This is a genomic window from Arthrobacter sp. TE26545 (assembly GCF_056279005.1).
Genome location: NZ_JBWBQM010000001.1, coordinates 2,217,108 through 2,235,153, shown reverse-complemented (window position 1 = coordinate 2,235,153; position 18,046 = coordinate 2,217,108). Strand labels below are relative to the sequence as shown.

At 65.3% G+C, this 18,046-nt stretch carries 15 protein-coding genes; 10 read left to right on the top strand and 5 right to left on the bottom strand.

The features are described 5' to 3' along the window. The first annotated feature begins 176 nt into the window (after nt 1-176). From ACZ9CK_RS10030 to ACZ9CK_RS10015, 4 genes are all read left to right on the top strand, one after another. On the top strand, nt 177-788 hold the full coding sequence (locus ACZ9CK_RS10030; protein ID WP_426298020.1) for an ATP-dependent Clp protease proteolytic subunit: 612 nt from the start codon (nt 177-179) through the stop codon (nt 786-788). Nucleotides 789-825: 37 nt separating this feature from the next. Beyond that, nucleotides 826-1,485, top strand: coding sequence for an ATP-dependent Clp protease proteolytic subunit (locus ACZ9CK_RS10025; protein ID WP_364157862.1), 660 nt, complete (start codon nt 826-828; stop codon nt 1,483-1,485). 180 nt (nt 1,486-1,665) lie between these two features. Then, complete coding sequence (gene clpX, locus ACZ9CK_RS10020; protein WP_426303459.1) at nt 1,666-2,952, top strand: ATP-dependent Clp protease ATP-binding subunit ClpX; 1,287 nt, start codon at nt 1,666-1,668, stop codon at nt 2,950-2,952. 35 nt (nt 2,953-2,987) lie between these two features. Continuing rightward, nucleotides 2,988-3,602, top strand: coding sequence for a mycothiol-dependent nitroreductase Rv2466c family protein (locus ACZ9CK_RS10015; RefSeq protein ID WP_476049880.1), 615 nt, complete (start codon nt 2,988-2,990; stop codon nt 3,600-3,602). Nucleotides 3,603-3,660: 58 nt separating this feature from the next. Here ACZ9CK_RS10015 and ACZ9CK_RS10010 read toward each other — a convergent pair whose 3' ends face one another. Both ACZ9CK_RS10010 and ACZ9CK_RS10005 read right to left on the bottom strand, forming a co-directional pair. After that, nucleotides 3,661-4,518: a PhzF family phenazine biosynthesis protein gene (locus tag ACZ9CK_RS10010; protein WP_476049879.1), complete on the bottom strand. Its 858-nt coding sequence runs from the start codon at nt 4,516-4,518 to the stop codon at nt 3,661-3,663. 71 nt (nt 4,519-4,589) lie between these two features. Further along, on the bottom strand, nt 4,590-5,378 hold the full coding sequence (locus ACZ9CK_RS10005; protein ID WP_476049878.1) for an SDR family NAD(P)-dependent oxidoreductase: 789 nt from the start codon (nt 5,376-5,378) through the stop codon (nt 4,590-4,592). Nucleotides 5,379-5,482: 104 nt separating this feature from the next. On the opposite strand from ACZ9CK_RS10005, the gene ACZ9CK_RS10000 reads away from it, so the two are divergent. Beyond that, nucleotides 5,483-6,094: a TetR/AcrR family transcriptional regulator gene (locus ACZ9CK_RS10000; RefSeq protein ID WP_476049877.1), complete on the top strand. Its 612-nt coding sequence runs from the start codon at nt 5,483-5,485 to the stop codon at nt 6,092-6,094. A 60-nt stretch (nt 6,095-6,154) separates the two neighbouring features. On the opposite strand, the gene ACZ9CK_RS09995 is transcribed toward ACZ9CK_RS10000, so the two are convergent. Next, complete coding sequence (locus tag ACZ9CK_RS09995; protein ID WP_476049876.1) at nt 6,155-7,045, bottom strand: DNA-formamidopyrimidine glycosylase family protein; 891 nt, start codon at nt 7,043-7,045, stop codon at nt 6,155-6,157. Between the two features lie 375 nt (nt 7,046-7,420). Beyond that, nucleotides 7,421-10,039, bottom strand: a complete 2,619-nt coding sequence (gene valS, locus ACZ9CK_RS09990; RefSeq protein WP_476049875.1) for a valine--tRNA ligase — start codon at nt 10,037-10,039, stop codon at nt 7,421-7,423. A gap of 52 nt (nt 10,040-10,091) precedes the next feature. Here valS and ACZ9CK_RS09985 point away from each other — a divergent pair, with 52 nt between their 5' ends. The 3 genes from ACZ9CK_RS09985 to ACZ9CK_RS09975 are packed head-to-tail and all read left to right on the top strand — an operon-like array spanning nt 10,092 to nt 11,890. Continuing rightward, a complete protein-coding gene (locus tag ACZ9CK_RS09985) occupies nt 10,092-10,487 on the top strand; it encodes a DUF488 domain-containing protein (RefSeq protein WP_476049874.1) in 396 nt (131 codons plus the stop codon). Further along, a complete protein-coding gene (locus tag ACZ9CK_RS09980) occupies nt 10,484-11,122 on the top strand; it encodes a class I SAM-dependent methyltransferase (protein ID WP_476049873.1) in 639 nt (212 codons plus the stop codon). Before ACZ9CK_RS09985 ends, ACZ9CK_RS09980 begins: the two co-directional genes overlap by 4 nt. A gap of 9 nt (nt 11,123-11,131) precedes the next feature. After that, on the top strand, nt 11,132-11,890 hold the full coding sequence (locus tag ACZ9CK_RS09975) for an SDR family oxidoreductase (protein ID WP_426298004.1): 759 nt from the start codon (nt 11,132-11,134) through the stop codon (nt 11,888-11,890). Between the two features lie 104 nt (nt 11,891-11,994). Here the strand turns inward: ACZ9CK_RS09975 and ACZ9CK_RS09970 are convergent, their stop codons facing one another. Next, nucleotides 11,995-13,011 (bottom strand): endonuclease/exonuclease/phosphatase family protein, encoded by a 1,017-nt coding sequence (locus tag ACZ9CK_RS09970; RefSeq protein WP_476049872.1) that lies wholly within the window; start codon nt 13,009-13,011, stop codon nt 11,995-11,997. A gap of 340 nt (nt 13,012-13,351) precedes the next feature. Here ACZ9CK_RS09970 and ileS point away from each other — a divergent pair, with 340 nt between their 5' ends. Further along, the gene (ileS, locus tag ACZ9CK_RS09965; RefSeq protein ID WP_476049871.1) at nt 13,352-16,687 is read left to right on the top strand and encodes an isoleucine--tRNA ligase; all 3,336 of its coding nucleotides are present in this window, start codon (nt 13,352-13,354) and stop codon (nt 16,685-16,687) included. Continuing rightward, the gene (locus tag ACZ9CK_RS09960) at nt 16,684-18,045 is read left to right on the top strand and encodes a bifunctional folylpolyglutamate synthase/dihydrofolate synthase (protein ID WP_476049870.1); all 1,362 of its coding nucleotides are present in this window, start codon (nt 16,684-16,686) and stop codon (nt 18,043-18,045) included. The genes ileS and ACZ9CK_RS09960 overlap by 4 nt, the downstream gene beginning before the upstream one ends. Nucleotide 18,046: the final 1 nt, after the last annotated feature.

Sequence of the window (18,046 nt, the reverse complement as noted above, 5' to 3'; positions counted from 1 at the left end):
AATGCCGCCCGCGCGGCAGTCGTGCGCCGTCAGCGAACAGTGCGATTCCGGAGAACAAAACGGCTTCGAAACCGGTTAGTGTCCAAGTAGTGAAGATCAGGGATGGCAACTTCAGCAACGGCCCTGTCACCAGCGAGAGGTAAGTACTTATGTCACAGCATGCAGAGGCGCCCCGGATGGCAACTGTCGATCCGGCAGCCCAGGACAACTACATCTACAACCGCCTGCTGAAAGAGCGCATCATCTGGCTCGGCTCCGAGGTCCGTGACGAGAACGCCAACGCGATCTGCTCCCAGCTTCTCCTGCTCTCCGCCGAGGACCCGGAAAAGGACATCTACCTCTACATCAACTCCCCGGGCGGTTCGGTGACGGCCGGCATGGCTATCTACGACACCATGCAATTCATCCCGAACGACGTCGTCACCGTTGCCACAGGCCTGGCGGCCTCAATGGGCCAGTTCCTGCTTTCCTCGGGCACCAAGGGCAAGCGCTACGCCACCCCCAACGCCCGCATCCTGATGCACCAGCCCTCGGGCGGCATCGGCGGCACCGCCTCGGACATCAAGATCCAGGCGGAGCTCATCCTGCACATGAAGAAGGTCATGGCGGAGCTGACCGCGGAACAGACCGGCCAGACCGTGGAGACCATCCTCAAGGACAACGACCGTGACAAGTGGTTCACGGCCACCGAGGCACTCGACTACGGCTTCTTCGACAAGATTTCCGCGCACGCGGGATCTGTGGCTGGCGGGGGCGGAACCCAGAACGCCTCCAACTCCGAGAAGTAACCGGCAGCAAGACCCACTGAACACCAGGAGCAATGAAATGAACTACAACTTCGGATGGTCTGCCGGTAATCTCCCGTCCAGCCGCTACGTCCTCCCGCAGTTCGAGGAGCGGACCCCGTACGGTTTCAAGCGCCAGGACCCGTACACCAAGCTTTTCGAGGACCGTATCATCTTCCTCGGCGTGCAGGTGGACGATGCTTCGGCCGATGACATAATGGCCCAGCTGCTGGTCCTTGAGTCCACCGACCCGGACCGCGACATCACCTTGTACATCAACTCCCCGGGTGGCTCGTTCACGGCCATGACCGCGATCTACGACACCATGCAGTACATCCGCCCGGAGATCCAGACCGTCTGCCTAGGCCAGGCGGCCAGCGCTGCAGCAGTCCTGCTTGCGGCCGGCACGCCCGGCAAGCGCCTCGCCCTGCCGAACGCCCGTGTGCTGATCCACCAGCCGGCCTTGTCCGGCGGCCAGGGCGGCCAGGCTTCGGACCTTGAGATCCAGGCGGCCGAGGTGATGCGCATGCGGACCTGGCTGGAAGACACGCTGGCCCACCACTCGGGCCGGACGTCCGAGCAGGTCAACAACGACATCGAGCGCGACAAGATCCTCACCGCCGCCGAGGCCCAGAGCTACGGCCTGATCGACCAGGTACTCGACTCGCGGAAGATCAAGCCGCAGGCAATCGCCCGCTAGCCAGCAACACCAGGACGCCGGTGTGGTCCAAGGAAATATGGACCGCACCGGCGTCCTGTTTCAACCCAAGCAGCCCATTGTGTCCTACAGTGGAAGTTGTCATGGTGGCGCCCGCTGCGACTCCTCACGCAGGAGCTGGGCAGCGAGGGCACCGCCCGCAAGAAACGAAGGGATTCCCACATGGCCCGGATTGGCGAGAGCACGGATCTGCTGAAGTGTTCTTTCTGTGGAAAGAGCCAGAAGCAGGTCCGGAAGCTGATTGCCGGGCCCGGCGTCTACATTTGCGACGAGTGCATCGAACTCTGCAACGAGATCATCGAAGAGGAACTCGCCGAGGTGTCGGATCTGGGCAGCTTTGAGTTGCCCAAGCCCCGGGAGATCTTCGATTTCCTGCAGGAATACGTCATTGGCCAGGAACCCGCCAAGCGTTCGCTCGCCGTCGCGGTCTACAACCATTACAAGCGCATCCAGGCCGGGCATGCCCCGAAGGGCGGGCTCGGCGAGGGCGGCCACCACGACGACGTGGAGATCGCCAAGTCCAACATCCTGCTGATCGGCCCCACAGGTTGCGGCAAGACCTACTTGGCGCAGACTTTGGCCCGGCGGCTGAACGTGCCCTTCGCCGTCGCGGACGCCACCGCCCTGACCGAGGCCGGCTACGTCGGCGAGGATGTGGAGAATATCCTCCTGAAGCTCATCCAGGCCGCGGACTACGACGTCAAGAAGGCCGAACAGGGCATCATCTACATCGATGAGATCGACAAGATCTCACGCAAGAGCGAGAACCCCTCGATCACGCGGGACGTGTCCGGCGAGGGCGTCCAGCAGGCCCTGCTCAAGATCCTCGAAGGAACCGTGGCTTCCGTGCCGCCGCAGGGCGGGCGCAAGCACCCGCATCAGGAATTCATCCAGATCGACACCACCAATGTGCTCTTCATTGTGGCCGGCGCCTTCGCGGGCCTCGAAGACATCATCGGCTCCCGCTCGGGACGCAAGGGAATCGGCTTCGGAGCCCCGCTGAACGAGGTCAAGGACAACGTCGACAGCTACGGCGACGTTATGCCGGAAGACCTGCTCAAATTTGGCCTGATCCCCGAATTCATCGGCCGCTTGCCTGTGATCACTACGGTGTCCAATCTTGACCGGCCGGCACTGATCCAGATCCTTTCCAAGCCGAAGAACGCCCTGATCAAGCAGTACCAGAAGATGTTCCAGCTCGACGGCGTGGAACTGCTGTTCGACGACGAAGCCCTGGATGCGATCGCTGACCAGGCTTTGGAACGGGGCACCGGAGCCCGCGGCCTGCGCGCCATCATGGAGGAAGTCCTGCTTCCGGTCATGTTCGACCTTCCCAGCCGGGACGACATCGCCAGCGTCGTCATTACCGCCGACGCCGTCGCCAAGAAGGCGCCGCCCACCATGATCGCCCACGAAGTGGTGGCCAAGCGGCGGAACAAGTCCGCCTGAACTGTTCCCTGAATCACCATCCAAGGAGTACCCCTGTGCCCGAACAGTCCGTCAACAAGGTAGATTTCTGGTTCGATCCGATCTGCCCCTTTGCATGGGTAACATCCCGCTGGATCGGTGAAGTCGAGGCTGTGCGCGACATCGAAACCACCTGGAACGTCATGAGCCTCTCGGTTCTCAACGACGGCCGCGACCTTCCCGCGGACTACCGGGCCATGATGGATGACTCCTGGGGACCCGTCCGTGTCATCATCGCGGCGAAGGAACTGCACGGCAGCGAGTTCATCAAGCCCCTATACGACGCCATGGGCGAGGAATTCCACCACGAGGGCAACAAGGACCGGGCATCAGCCATCGAAAAGGCGCTGGCCCAGACCGGGCTGCCCGCAGAGCTCGCCCGTTTCGCCACCAGCACTGAGTTCGACGAGCAACTGCGCAGAAGCCATGAGGCGGGGATCTCGCTGGTGGGCCAGGACGTCGGCACGCCGGTGGTATCCGTGAACGGTACAGCGTTCTTCGGCCCGGTGCTGACCCGGATCCCGCGCGGCGAGGAGGCCGGCCGCATCTGGGACGCTTCGGTGACCCTTGCCGGGTACCCGCATTTCTTCGAACTCAAGCGGAGCCGCACCGAGAGCCCGGAGTTCAATTAGCAGATCCCGCCGGAGGAAAGGCCTCCGAACTGTCCGGGCCTTTCCGCCGGCGGACGGCTCAAATGATTTCGACGGCTTCTCCGCGCACGACGATCCCGCCGAGCTGCGGAATATCAACCGTGAGTCTGCTCGGGCGGCCGACGTGACTCCCTTGGAGCAGTACCACCCGGCTGGGCGGTTCCACAAGCGAGAGCAGCCGGAGGTATCCGCCGAAAGCAGCGGCGGCCGAACCCGTCGCCGGATCTTCAGTGATAGCGCCCACCGGGAAGAGATTGCGCGAGTCAAACTCGCCCGGTCCGATCTCGCATAGCGTCGTTACGGTACCTGCCCAGTTTTGGCCGTCCATCAGCGCTCGCATGGGATCCGGGTCGAATACGAATGAGTCAAAGGTCCTGCGTTCGGCGAAGACCAGTATTGGATGCCAGTTTCTGGCAAAGGCGAGCAGCGGAGGATAGGCAGGGTGCAACTCGTCCCGACCCACGCCGAGCAACCCGAGCAGCGTGTCCAGGACACCTGGCGCAAACCCGGTGATGCGAGGCTCCACGCTCGTGAATGATGCCATCAGGGCAGCACCCTGGCCGACGGAATCGATCGCGACTGGCCCCACTGGGGTATCGAACGTAAAGGTTCCCGTACCGTGTACCCTCGACAGCGCGACAGCCAGGGCAATTGTGGCATGACCGCAAAACGGCACCTCGGCGATCGGGGAGAAGTACCGCACGCGGTTCCGACGTGAGTCTCCGTCAATCGCGGCCCTGGTGATAAACACCGTTTCCGCATATCCGATATCGGCCGCGATGACCTGCATCTGTGCGGCGTCGAGACGGGTTGCGTCCATTACCACGCCCGCCGGATTGCCTCCGCCAGGGGACGCGGCAAAGGCGGCATAACGAAGCACGTCGGGAGTCTGATTCATTGCTACATCCTCGGTGTGTTGTGAAAATACGGGTGTGACGAAGACAGGCGAAGCGAAAGGCGGCTGCAGTACTAGTCCTGTACGGCTCTGCCCGCGATGGCGAGGGAGACGTTTCGGGGGAGGCGCTGGGCGATGCCGGCAAGCATCCGGTTTCCCAGGCCTGAGACGACGCTTACCGGCGTCGTACGGCGGTCCAGGGCACGCAGGGCGGTATCGATCACCGCGCTGGCGCTCTGCATCCGGCCGACGGCTGCAGCCTGGGTCCCGAGCACATCGAAAAACTCGGTGCGGGTAGCACCCGGACAGAGAGCGAGCACACGAAGCCCGGAGTCTTTTGTCTCGTGAGCGACGGCTTCGGTGAAGCTCAGGACAAATGCCTTGGTGGCGCCGTAAACTGCCATCCCAGGTACCGGCTGAAAAGCCGCAGTGCTGGCGACGTTGATGAGTGCCCCCCGACCGGCGGCGAGCATCTCGGGGAGGAATGCCCGCGTGGTCTCGACGAGAGAGGCCACGTTCAGGGAGATCTCGGAGGCGATGACCGCGGGGTCTTCCGTGACCAAAGGGCCGCTCGTGGCAAAGCCCGCGTTGTTGATCAGCGTGTCGATGCGGATGCCTTGCCGGGCCAGCTCGTTTCGGATCTCTGTTCCTGCTCCTGCACGGCTCAGGTCTTTCGCGAGCGTAGTCACGGAAACGCCATGTGCCTCCCGCAGCGTGCTGGCCAACTCCTCGAGCCTGTCGGTCCGCCGGGCAACCAGCACAAGGTTGGCCCCGCGCGCAGCGAACCTTGCGGCGAACTCGGAGCCGAGCCCGGAGCTCGCTCCAGTGATGAGTACAGTGGTTCCGGTGTAAACCATGGTCATGTCGAATCCGTTCCGTGTCGCGGCCACTTATGTAGCCATTGCCAACATAGTAGCCGCACGCGTGCTCATGTTGTCAATGACTACATAGTGGCTAAACTGATCTCATGACTAATTTGCCCTACCATCACGGCAGGCTCCGCGAGGCATTGCTCGCCCGCGCCACGGCAGTCATCGAAGAAGCAGGAGTCGAGGGACTTTCGCTGAGGCAACTCGCGCGTGATTTGGGCGTGAGTCACGCGGCACCAGGCAGGCATTTCCGTGACAAGCAGGCGCTTCTCGATGCCCTTGCCCTTGACGGCTTCCGCAGCATGAATGCCAGGATTATGGGAGCGTCTGAAACGGCCGGAGACCATCGCTCACGCTTTGCCCGGATCGCCAAGGCCTACGTGGACTTCGCGGTCACCCACCCGGCCCTGTTGGCCGTGATGCACTCCACCAAGCATGCTCCTGATGCCAGCGATGAACTGCGCAGCATCGGCGAAGACGGCATCAGGGTCGCTCGGGCCATCATCGCTGAAGCCCAGGACGCCGGGGAATTGGCACCGGGGGACCGCGAGGAATTAGCGCTCGTTTGCTTCGCAAGCCTGCACGGGGCCGCTGTGCTGGCGGCCGGCAACCTCCTGGACGGAACGTCCATCGACGCTCTGACCGTTGCGACTACCGAACTGCTGTGGGCGGGAATGGTCGTAGGCGTGTCCGCGTCCCGGAGGGCATAGGGAATCGGCGCATGAGCCTTTCCTTGAGATCACCCCGGCGCCATGAAGCCGCCTGCACATCTATTTCAGGAACTTCGACGTCCGGCGGTCCGCGAGGATCTTCCCGTTCGTCTGGCAGCCTGGGCAATACTGCAGGGCCGTGTCCGCAAAGGAAACCTCCCGGACGGTGTCCCCGCACACAGGGCACGTTTGTCCGGTGCGGCCGTGCACCCGCATCGAGTTGCGCTTGCTGTCCTTGAGCTCGGCCGGGGCTTTGCCGACGGCGGACTCCACGGCTTCGCCAAGCACCTCCCCGATCGCGGCGAACAATCGGTCCTTGCTGCCGTCGTCGAGGGTTTTGGCTATCGCGAACGGGGAGATCTTCGCCGCGTGGAGGATCTCGTCGCTGTAGGCGTTCCCGATGCCGGCCACCACGCTCTGACTGCGCAGCAGTCCCTTGATCTGTTGAGAAGCCGAAAGAATGCCGTCGAAGACTTCCCTGGTGAATTCCGGGGTGAGGGGATCGGGACCCAGGGAAGCGATGCCGGGGACTTCCTGCGGGTCCCGGACAACGTAGACGGCAAGGCTCTTCTTGTGCCCTGCCTCGGTGAGATCGAAAGCCGTCTTCGATGCTGCGCCGTCGGCGGCCGCCGACGGCGCAGCAGTGAACGCAAGGCGTGCCGCGATAGGTCCGGAACCGGGTCGGAGCGGAGCCGGCGAAGGATTCTCCGTGAAGCGCAGCCAGCCGGCCTTGGCCAGATGGAAGAGGAAGTGCACGCCGTCCAAGTCAAGATCGAGGAACTTCCCGAAGCGCCGTACCCCGACGACGGTCCGTCCTTCCAGGACAGAGTACGGCGGGTCGGCAGTCTTCAGCACCGCGAAGGACGTGATCTGGATCTTTGTCAGGACGGCTCCGCGCAGCTTCGCGTCGAGGAAGGCGCGCAACCCGGCGACCTCTGGAAGTTCCGGCATGGCTTTACTGTGCCACACCCTGCGGCGAACCCGGACCCCACGGTGACAATGCTCCCGGGGCCCAAAACGGGGCAGCGGAATTACAGGCTAGTAGTTCCCGCCGAGGCCTTGCGCTGCCCTTGGGGCGGGTCAAGAATAGTACTTACCCACTTCGAAAGAAGCGGGACGCGGAAACCAAAGATTCAGTGATATGCATCTGACGCAGCCTTCGGCAAAGTCAGAAGCGAGCTAGCTGTGACGAGCTAGGAAGACCTGAAATTCCGAGGATTCCGCCAGACTGTCAAGTCGTCACCAGACAGCCGAAAAGTCGAAGCCCCACCAACGGCAAAACGCTGATGGGGCTTCCCCTTTGCCCGGAACCAATTCCGGATCTGTTTAGCTCTGTGTTTCCTCGGCGGGTGCCAGGACCACGTCGCTGACCGCGAGTTCGCCGTCAGCGGCTACGAGCGAGATCTCCCGCGCGTTCGCCGCAGCCTTCAAGTCGCCCAGCCCGGCCTTGAGCTGTGCCACGAAGGACTCGTTGGCCGAGATCGCGGCGGAGAGCACTTCGGTGCGCTGCTTGACCTTCGCCTCGGACTTGGCCTTGCGGATGCCGCTGAGGGCCAGGCCCACGGTGCCGAGCATCGTGGTGTCGCCGTCGGCGATTTCCAGCGGGGCAGGCCACGCGGCACGGTGAACGGAACCTGCACGCCACCAGCTCCAGACCTCTTCGGTGGCGAAGGGCAGGAACGGGGCGAACAGGCGGAGCAGGGAGTCCAGCGTCGTGGCCAGGGCCGCGAGCACCGAGGCCTGCTCGGCTTCGCCGGCGGCACCGTAGGCGCGGTCCTTGATCAGCTCGACGTAGTCGTCGGTGAACTGCCAGAAGAACGTCTCAGCGATCTGCAGGGCCCGGGCGTGGTCGTAGCTCTCGAAGGCCTTGGTGGCCTGCGTGACGACATCGGCCAACTGGGCGAGCAGCGCACGGTCCAGCGGGTTGCTGAGCACGGACAGGTCGCCGGAGAGCACGGAGTTCTCGGTGGCGCCCAGGTTCAGCACGAACTTCGAGGCGTTGAGTAGCTTAATGGCCAGGCGGCGGCCGATCTTCATCTGCGCGATCTCATAGGCGGTGTCCGCACCGAGCTTCGCCGACGCAGCCCAGTAGCGCACGGCGTCGGAGCCGAACTCGTTGAGCACATCGGTGGGAACCACCACGTTGCCCTTGGACTTGGACATCTTCTTGCGGTCCGGGTCCAGGATCCAGCCCGAAATCGCGGCATGCTTCCAAGGGGCGATGTCCTGCAGGGCATCGGCGCGCACGGCCGAGGAGAACAGCCAGGTGCGGATGATGTCGTGGCCCTGGGGACGCAGGTCGAAGGGGAAGACCTTGCCGAAGAGTTCCTCGTCCCGGCTCCAGCCGCCCACGATCTGCGGCGTCAGCGAGGACGTGGCCCAGGTGTCCAGGACGTCGGCGTCGCCGGTGAAGCCGCCCGGCTGTTCGCGCTGCGACTCGTCGTAGCCCGGAGCGGCATCCGCGGCCGGGTCGACGGGGAGCATCTCGTCCGAGGGCAGGACCGGGTTTTCGTAGTCCGGGTTGCCCTCGCCGTCCAGCGGGTACCAGACCGGGATCGGCACACCGAAGAAGCGCTGGCGGGAGACCAGCCAGTCACCGTTCAGGCCGGAGATCCAGTTCTCGTAGCGCGAACGCATGAAGGACGGGTGGAAGTCGATGTCGCGGCCGCGTCCGATCAGCCGTTCCCGGCGGTCCTCGTCGCGGCCGCCGTTGCGGATGTACCACTGGCGGGAGGTGACAACTTCCAGGGGCTTGTCGCCCTTCTCGAAGAAGTTCACCGGGTGCATGATCTTCTTCGGCTCGCCGTCCAGCAGGCCGGCCTCGCCGAGCAGCTCCACCACGGCTTCCTTGGCGCTGAACACCGTCTTTCCGGCGATCGCGGCGTAGGCTTCGCGGCCGGCGTCGGTGGTGATCCAGTCCGGGGTGTCGGCCAGGATGCGGCCGTCGCGGCCCACGATGGCGCGGGTGGGCAGCTGCAGCTCGCGCCACCAGGTGACGTCGGTGAGGTCACCGAAGGTGCAGACCATGGCGATGCCGGAACCCTTGTCCGCCTTGGCGAGCGGGTGGGCCTTAACCTCAAGCTCGACGCCGAACAGGGGGGACGTGACGGTCTTGCCGAACAGCGGCTGGTAGCGCTCGTCGTCGGGGTTCGCGACCAGCGCGGCACAGGCCGCCAGCAGTTCCGGACGGGTGGTTTCGATGAAGATCTTCTCGCCCTCGGCGGTGAAGAACGGGTAACGGTAGTAGGCCCCGGGCATCTCCCGGTCCTCCAGTTCAGCCTGCGCGACGGCGGTGCGGAACGTCACATCCCAGAGCGTCGGCGCCTCGGCCATGTACGCGTCGCCGGAGGCCAGGTTCGCCAGGAAGGCGCGCTGGGAGACGGCACGAGAGGTGTCGTCGATGGTGCGGTAGGTCAGGTTCCAGTCCACGGAGAGGCCGAGGGTCTGGAACAGGTTCTCGAAGACCTTCTCGTCCTCGACCGCGAGCTCTTCGCAGAGTTCGATGAAGTTCCGGCGGGAGATCACATCGAAGTCGCGCTGGTTCTTCGCCGGGGTTGCCGGAGGGCGGTAGTCGGCGTTGTAGGGGATGGCCGGATCGCAGCGGACGCCGTAGTAGTTCTGGACGCGGCGCTCGGTGGGGAGGCCGTTGTCGTCCCAGCCCATGGGGTAGAAGACGTTCTTGCCGCGCATGCGCTGGTAGCGGGCGACGACGTCCGTGTGGGTGAAGGAGAACATGTGGCCCACGTGAAGGGAACCCGACGCGGTGGGCGGGGGAGTGTCGATCGAATAGACCGCTTCACGGGTGGTGTCCGGGTTGAACTTGTAGGTGCCGTCCTGGAGCCAGCGCAGCGTGAGGGCCGTTTCCAGGCCTTCCAGTGCTGGCTTGTCCGGGACGTTGATGGGGGTGGGAGCGGGCGTGTCTGTACCCTGCGTTGATTCAGCCATGGGGTCAATTGTTTCATGGTCTTTCGGTGTGTTTCGGCAGTAGCATCCGCCTATGGCAGATCAGCACATGCAATTGGTGACCAAACGCATCTACGAGGAGCCATCCGACGACGACGGCTGCCGGGTTTTGGTGGACCGCCTCTGGCCGCGCGGGGTGAGCAAGGAACGGGCGGGTTTGGACCTCTGGCTCAAGGAGATCGCCCCCTCGCCGCCCCTGCGCACGGAGTTCGCCCACATGCAGGAACGCTTCGCTGATTTCCGGAAGGCATACCTGGCCGAACTGGAACAGAACCCGGCGGTGGACACCCTCCTTGAACTGGCCCGGAAGCATTCCAGGGTGACCCTGCTGTACGCCGCCCGGGATCCGGAGGTCAACCATGCCCGGGTCCTTCTTGAATACCTCGAGGATTCCGGACGGGGGGAAATGCACGGAAAGGCCGACCAGTGACGCCGCAGCATCCCCGGTTTGCCCGCGCCTACGCGCGCGCCGTGCAGCACATGGACCAACGCGGTGCCGGCGAGCACCGTCGCGAACTCCTGGCCGGCCTGCGCGGATCCGTCATCGAGGTCGGCGCAGGGGAAGGTTCATCATTTGCCTATTACCCGGACGCCGTCCGAAGCGTCCTGGCGGTGGAACCTGACGACTACCTCAGGAAGATCGCCTCCGAAAAGGGGCGGAAGGCCCCCGTCCCCGTCCGGGTTCTCCCCGGGACGGCCGAGGAGATCCCCGCACAGGACCAAAGCGCCGACGCCGTCGTCGTCAGCCTCGTCCTGTGCAGCGTTCCGCAGCAGGCGGCCGCACTCGCCGAAATACGCCGGGTCCTCCGTCCCGGAGGGACCCTGGCGTTCTATGAACACGTGCGCTCCGGCCGCAGGTTCGCGGCCGCAGTGGAAGATTTCGTGAGCCCGGCCTGGCAGCGGATGGCCGGGGGATGCCATCCCAACAGGGACACTTTGGCGGCCATTGTGGAAGCCGGGTTCGAGGTCGTGGACAACCGGCGTTTCAGCTTCGCCGCCGCTCGCCTGGCACCGTCGTTCGACCACATCCTGGGCCACGCGATCGGCCCGGGCAAAGCGGGCTAGTGTGGTGCCATGACTGAGGGAACAGTGAAGAAGACGGCCGTGGTCACCGGAGCGAGCACGGGCATCGGGGAAGCAACCGTGCGTGCGCTGACCGCCGACGGCTGGAAGGTCTACGCCGTGGCGCGCCGTGCGGACCGGCTCTCCGCACTGGCCGATGAAACCGGTGCAGTCGCCGTCCCGGCAGACATCAGCAAGGACGAAGACATCGAGATCCTGCTGCGGCTGGTGGAGCGGCACGGCGGGGTGGACACCCTGATCAACATCGCCGGCGGGGCTCGGGGCGCCGACACCCTTGCCAACGCGCAAACCGACGACTGGGAATGGATGTACCAGGTCAACGTGCTGGGCACCATGAAGATGATCCGGGCCTTCCTGCCCATGCTCCGCAGCAACGGCGAGGGCACCGTCCTGAACCTGACCTCGACCGCGGCCCTGGCGGCCTACGAAGGCGGCGGCGGCTACAACGCGGCCAAGTACGCCCAGCACGCGCTCACCGGCGCCCTCCGCTTGGAGGAAGCCGAAAACAATGTCCGGGTGATAGAGGTGGCCCCCGGCTTGGTGTACACCGAGGAATTCGCCCTGAACCGCCTCGGCAGTGCCGAAGCTGCGGCGAAGGTGTACGCGGGGGTGGAGAAGCCCCTGCTCGCCGAAGACGTGGCCGAGGTGGTCCGCTACGCGGTGTCCGTCCCGCACCACATCAACCTTGACCACATCACCGTGCGGCCCGTGGCGCAGGCGGCCAACCACAAGCTCATCCGAAAGGGCTAGCGCGTCGCCACTGCCCCAGGCTCGCTGCGCTCGCCCGGGGCCCCGCGCGGCTAGCGCGTCGCCGCTGCCCCAGGCTCGCTGCGCTCGCCCGGGGCCCCGCGCGGCTAGCTGCCGGGCACTGCCAGCGTTGCGATGACGGCGGCGTGGTCGCTGCCGGAAATGCGGTGAACGGAGTAGCCCGTCGCGCTGATCTCCGGAGTGGTGACGATATGGTCCAGGGTGACGCCGGGCAGCGTCATCCCTTCCATAGGCCAGGTGGGAATCAGCCGGCTGTTGTTTGCGATCCCGGCATCGACCAGCTTGCGCCCGTCCGTGCCGCCGGCAAGGGGCCTGTCCAGGAGCTGCCGGAACTCGAGGTGGTCGTACCCGGCGTTGAAGTCGCCCATCATTACGCGGTGGCCGGCCCTGGAGCCAACGCGCCCGACGGCCCCGAGGTCGTGCCGCCACTGGGCGATCCGGGAGTCCACAGGCGGCAGGGTGTGCACATTCGTCAGATCGAAGGTGGCCGAAAGGCCGGCGGCCTTGGCTGCGACCCGGATGGTCGGCATCTGGAACGGCGTATCCGGAAGCAGGCCCACGGCCTCAAGCGGATAGGCGGAGTACACGGCGCTGCCGGCCGCGTCGTCCGTCGGGCTACTGATCCTGTGCGGCAAAAGCCCTTCCAGGCCGGCCCGTTCCAGCGCAGCTTCGAGGGAGGCTGAGTGCTCTTGGACCGCCAAGAGCTTCACGCCGTTCTCCCGGACCAGGCGGACCACCTCCGCCGCGTCAGCCTGCCCGTATTCGGAGTTGACGCTCATCACCGGCAGTTCCACTTCATCCGCCGCGCGCGGCAAGGACCGGCCGAAATCCAAAGGGAAGAGCCAGAAGAGCTGGATCAAGAGCAGGAGGGCCGTGACAACGGCGAGCCACCGCCGTTGGCTGAACAGGGCCAGCCCGGCCGCGAGGGCTGCCGGCAGCACCACCCACGGCGTGAACGCCAGCAACTGGACCACCGGCGCCGGCCATTCCACCGGCAGGGCCCGGAAAAGCGACAGCACCGCCACCGGAAGAGCCGCCAGAAGGGCCAAGGCAAATGCGGTGCGGCGACGTGCGCGAGGCTTCCCGCTTGCGGTAAGGGTCATGAGCCCGAGTCTAGGCAGCCGCCGCATGCGACACCTCATACCAAGGGTGGACCCGCCGTGTGGAGGCAGGCGTCCTGCTGCCGCTAGACTTGAGCCACAAGCACTGACCCGGCCATCACCGGTGAGCTTCCGGAAGAACACTCCCGCCCGCGGGGGCCAGTAGAACCGGACGGGTAAGCCCGTCACAGCAGCAATGAGCGGCCGACGCCGGTCCCTCCGCAGGAGGGCAGGTGCCGGTAAGTGAGGTGGTACCGCGGTACCGGTGCAGCGCAAGCGGCACGGGCGCCGTCCTCGCATCCTGACAGACAAACAGTCCCACCAGCTCAGACCAGGATTCGAGATGACCTTTTATCCCAAGGCCACAACGGCCGCTTCCGGCGACGGCACTGCCGCGTCCTCTGGCACGAACAGCGTTTCCGCTTCCGTGAAGTTCCCGGAAATCGAAGAGCGCATCCTCAAGTACTGGGATGAGGACGGGACCTTCCAGGCCAGCATCGACCAGCGCGACGCCGGAACTGACGGCAGCAACGAGTTCGTCTTCTACGACGGCCCGCCCTTCGCCAACGGCCTGCCGCACTACGGCCACCTGCTCACCGGCTACGCCAAGGACCTGGTGGGTCGCTACCAGACCCAGCGCGGCAAGCGCGTGGAGCGCCGCTTCGGCTGGGACACCCACGGCCTGCCCGCCGAACTGGAAGCCATGAAGCAGCTGGGCATGACGGACAAGACCCAGATCGAAGCCATGGGCATCGACAAGTTCAACGCTGCCTGCCGCGCCTCCGTCATGAAGTACGCCAACGAATGGAAGGCCTACGTCACCCGCCAGGCCCGCTGGGTGGACTTCGAGAACGACTACAAGACGCTCAACGTCGAGTACATGGAGTCGGTGCTTTGGGCCTTCAAGCAGCTGCACGAAAAGGGCCTCACGTACAACGGCTACCGCGTGCTTCCATACTGCTGGAAGGACGAGACGCCGCTGTCCAACCACGAGCTGCGCATGGACGACGACGTCTACAAGAACCGTCAGGACCAGACCGTCACGGTCACCTTCCCGGTCAAAGCGGGGGAGTCGGAGCTCTCCAAGGCCCTTGCAGGGGTCCAGGCGCTCGCCTGGACCACCACGCCCTGGACGCTGCCCACGAACCTGGCGCTCGCCGTCGGGCCGGAGATCTCCTACGCCGTGGTGCCCGCCGGACCGAACGGCGTGAAGGCCGCCTCCGAGGAGGCCCCGGTCACCGGACGCTTCCTGCTGGCCGCCGATCTGCTCGGTTCCTACGCCAAGGACCTCGGGTACGGTGATGGTGCCGCTGGCGCGGCTGCCGCCACCGCCGCGGTTGAAGCTACGTACACGGGCGCCGAGCTTGCCGGGCTGGAGTACGAGCCGCTGTGGAACGACTTCGCCGACGCCGAGAAGTTCGGCACGCAGAACGCCTGGCGGTTCCTGGTGGCCGACTACGTCACCACCAGCGACGGCACCGGCATCGTCCACCAGGCCCCGGCCTACGGTGAAGACGACCAGAAGGTCTGTGAAGACGCCGGCATCCCGGTGGTCCTCTCCGTGGACGAGGGCGCCAAGTTCCTGCCCCTGTTCTCCCACGGCGAGCTGCACGACATCGTGGGGCTGCAGGTCTTCGAGGCCAACAAGCCCATCACCCAGGTGCTCCGCGCACAGGGACGTCTCGTCCGCCAGGCCAGCTACGAACACAGCTACCCGCACTGCTGGCGCTGCCGCAACCCGTTGATCTACCGCGCTGTCTCCTCCTGGTACGTGGAGGTCACCAAGTTCAAGGACCGGATGTCCGAGCTGAACCAGGAGATCAACTGGATCCCCGGCAACGTCAAGGACGGCCAGTTCGGCAAGTGGCTGGAAAACGCCCGTGACTGGTCGATCAGCCGCAACCGCTACTGGGGTTCCCCGATCCCCGTCTGGCAGTCGGACGATCCCGAGTACCCGCGCACCGACGTCTACGGTTCGCTTGCCGAGCTGGAGGCCGACTTCGGCCGACTGCCGGTGAACAACGACGGCCAGGTGGACCTGCACCGTCCGTTCATCGATGACCTGACGCGCCCGAACCCGGACGACCCCACGGGCAAGTCCACCATGCGCCGCGTCGAAGACGTGCTCGACGTCTGGTTCGACTCCGGCTCCATGCCCTACGGCCAGGTGCACTACCCGTTCGAGAACGGCGACTGGTTCGACACCCACAACCCGGCCGACTTCATCGTGGAGTACATCGGGCAGACACGCGGCTGGTTCTACATGCTGCACATCCTGTCCACCGCGCTGTTTGACCGGCCGGCCTTCCGCAACGTGATCAGCCACGGCATCGTGCTCGGCTCCGACGGCCAGAAGATGTCCAAGTCCCTGCGCAACTACCCGGACGTCTCCGAGGTCCTGGACCGTGACGGTTCCGACGCCATGCGCTGGTTCCTGATGTCCAGCCCCATCCTGCGCGGCGGCAACCTGATCGTCACCGAACAGGGCATCCGCGACGGCGTCCGCCAGGTGATCCTGCCGCTGTGGAACGTGTACAGCTTCTTCACGCTGTACACGAATGCCGCGAACGGCGGCGCCGGCTACGACGCCAAGCTGCGCTACGACGGCTACTCCGACGAGCTGGACCAGTACTTGCTGGCCAACACGGGCGAGCTGGTACGCTCGGTGACCGCAAACCTGGACAGCTACGACATTTCCGGTGCCTGCGACGAACTGCGCGGCTACCTGGACATGCTCACCAACTGGTACGTCCGCCGCAGCCGCCAGCGCTTCTTCGATGAGAACACCGACGCCTTCGACGCCCTCTACACGGCCCTCGAAGCCGTGTGCCGCGTGGCCGCCTCGCTGCTGCCCCTGGTCACCGAGGAAATCTGGCGCGGCCTCACCGGCGGCCGCTCCGTGCACCTGGCCGACTGGCCGGACGCCGCGCTGTTCCCGGCCAAGCCGGAGCTCGTGGCCGCGATGGACCGTGTACAGCAGATCTGCTCCACCGGTTCGTCACTGCGCAAGGCCGCCAAGCTGCGTGTCCGCCTGCCGCTGCAGGAACTGACCGTCGTGGCACCCGGCGCGGATGCGCTGGAAGGCTTTGCCGCCGTCGTCGCCGATGAACTGAACCTGCGTTCGGTCCGGCTGCTCGACGCCGCGGCGGCCTCGCCGGAGGAGTTCGGCATCGAGCAGAAGCTCGTGGTCAACGCCCGGGCCGCCGGCCCGCGCCTGGGCAAGAACGTCCAGCAGGCCATCAAGGGCTCCAAGTCCGGCGACTGGTCCGTCAGCGACGCCGGAGTGGTCACCGCCGGTGGGCTCGAGCTTGAGCCGCAGGAATACACCCTGGAAACCGTGGTGGCGGAATCGGCCGACGGCGGTGCTGCCGCCAGCAAGGCCGTGGCGATGCTGCCCGGTGGCGGCTTCGTGGTGCTCAACACCGAGGTCACCCCCGAGCTGGAGGCCGAAGGCCTGGCCCGCGACATGGTCCGCGCCATCCAGCAGGCCCGCAAGGACGCCGGACTGAACGTCAGCGACCGGATCCGCACCACTGTGGAGGCAGGCCAGGACGTGCTGGACGCCCTGGCGGCCAACGCGGACCTGGTAAAGGGCGAAACACTGTCCCTGGAACTGGAAACCGTGCTGGCAGCCGGTTCCGCGGAACCGGCCGTAACTGTAGCGAAGGTGGAAGCATGAGCGACGAATTCTCGGTGGAAAGCGTCTACGCCGAACTTCTGGGCCGTGCCCCGGAGAACAAGATGGAGCCGCGGCTGGCCCCGTTGTTCCGGGCCATGGACGTGCTCGGGGAGCCGAACAAGGCGTTCCCGATCATCCACATCACCGGGACCAACGGCAAGACCTCCACGGCCCGGATGATCGAACGTGGATTGATCGCGCACGGCCTCAGCACCGGCCGTTACACCAGCCCGCACCTGTCCAAGGTGACTGAGCGCATCAGCCTCAACGGCGAACCGGTGGACGACGCCACCTTCGTGCGCATCTGGGACGAAATCCGGCCATACCTGGAGATCGTGGACAAGGAACTCGTTGCGGAGGGCCAGCCCCGGCTGACCTACTTCGAATGCCTCACGATCCTCGGCTTCGCGGTCTTCGCCGACCAGCCCGTGGACGTGGCTGTCTTCGAGGTCGGCCTTGGCGGCATCACCGACGCCACCAATGTGGGCGACGGCCAGGTTTCCGTGGTCACCCCGATTTCGCTGGACCACACCGACCTACTGGGCGACACGACGGCGGACATCGCCCGTGAGAAGTCCGGCATCATCAAGCCCGGCGGCTTCCTTGTCAGTGCCGTCCAGCCCGTGGATGCCGCCCAGGTGCTCCTGGACAAGGCCCGTGAGCTGGAGGTGCCGTTCCGTTTCGAAGGAGTGGAGTTCGGCGTCGAATCCCGCAGTGTCGCCGTCGGCGGCCAGGTGCTGACCATCCAGGGCCTCGCCGGCCGGTACGAGGACATCCTGCTGCCGCTGCACGGCGAGCACCAGGCCGAGAACGCCGCCGTCGCCGTTGCCGCCCTGGAGGCGTTCTTCGGCGGGGGGGAGAAGGAGCTCGACGGCGAGGTATTGCGTGAGGCTTTCGGCAACGTCACCTCGCCGGGCCGCCTGGAGGTTGTCCGCACCGCGCCGACCATCATCGTGGACGCCGGTCACAACCCGGACGGCATCCGCGTCTCGGCCGAAGCCATCCACGAGGCCTTCAACTTCAGCAAGCTCGTCGTCGTGATCGGCGTGCTGCGGGAAAAGGACGCCGGGGAAATCCTGCGCCAGCTCAAGGAATCCCTGGGCGACCTCGCCGAGGAATTCTGCTTCACGCAATCGAACTCGCCGCGCGCCATCCCGGCCGCGGAACTGGCAGAGCTCGCTGTGGACCTTGGCTTCGGCGAAGAGAACGTACACATCGCAGAGAGCCTTGACGACGCCATTGAATGGGCGGTCGAACGCTCCGAAGCCAATGACGACCTGGCCGGAGGTGTCCTCATCACCGGTTCCATCACGGTAGTGGCCGAAGCCCGGATCCTCCTCGGAAAGGCCGGTGCCTGAG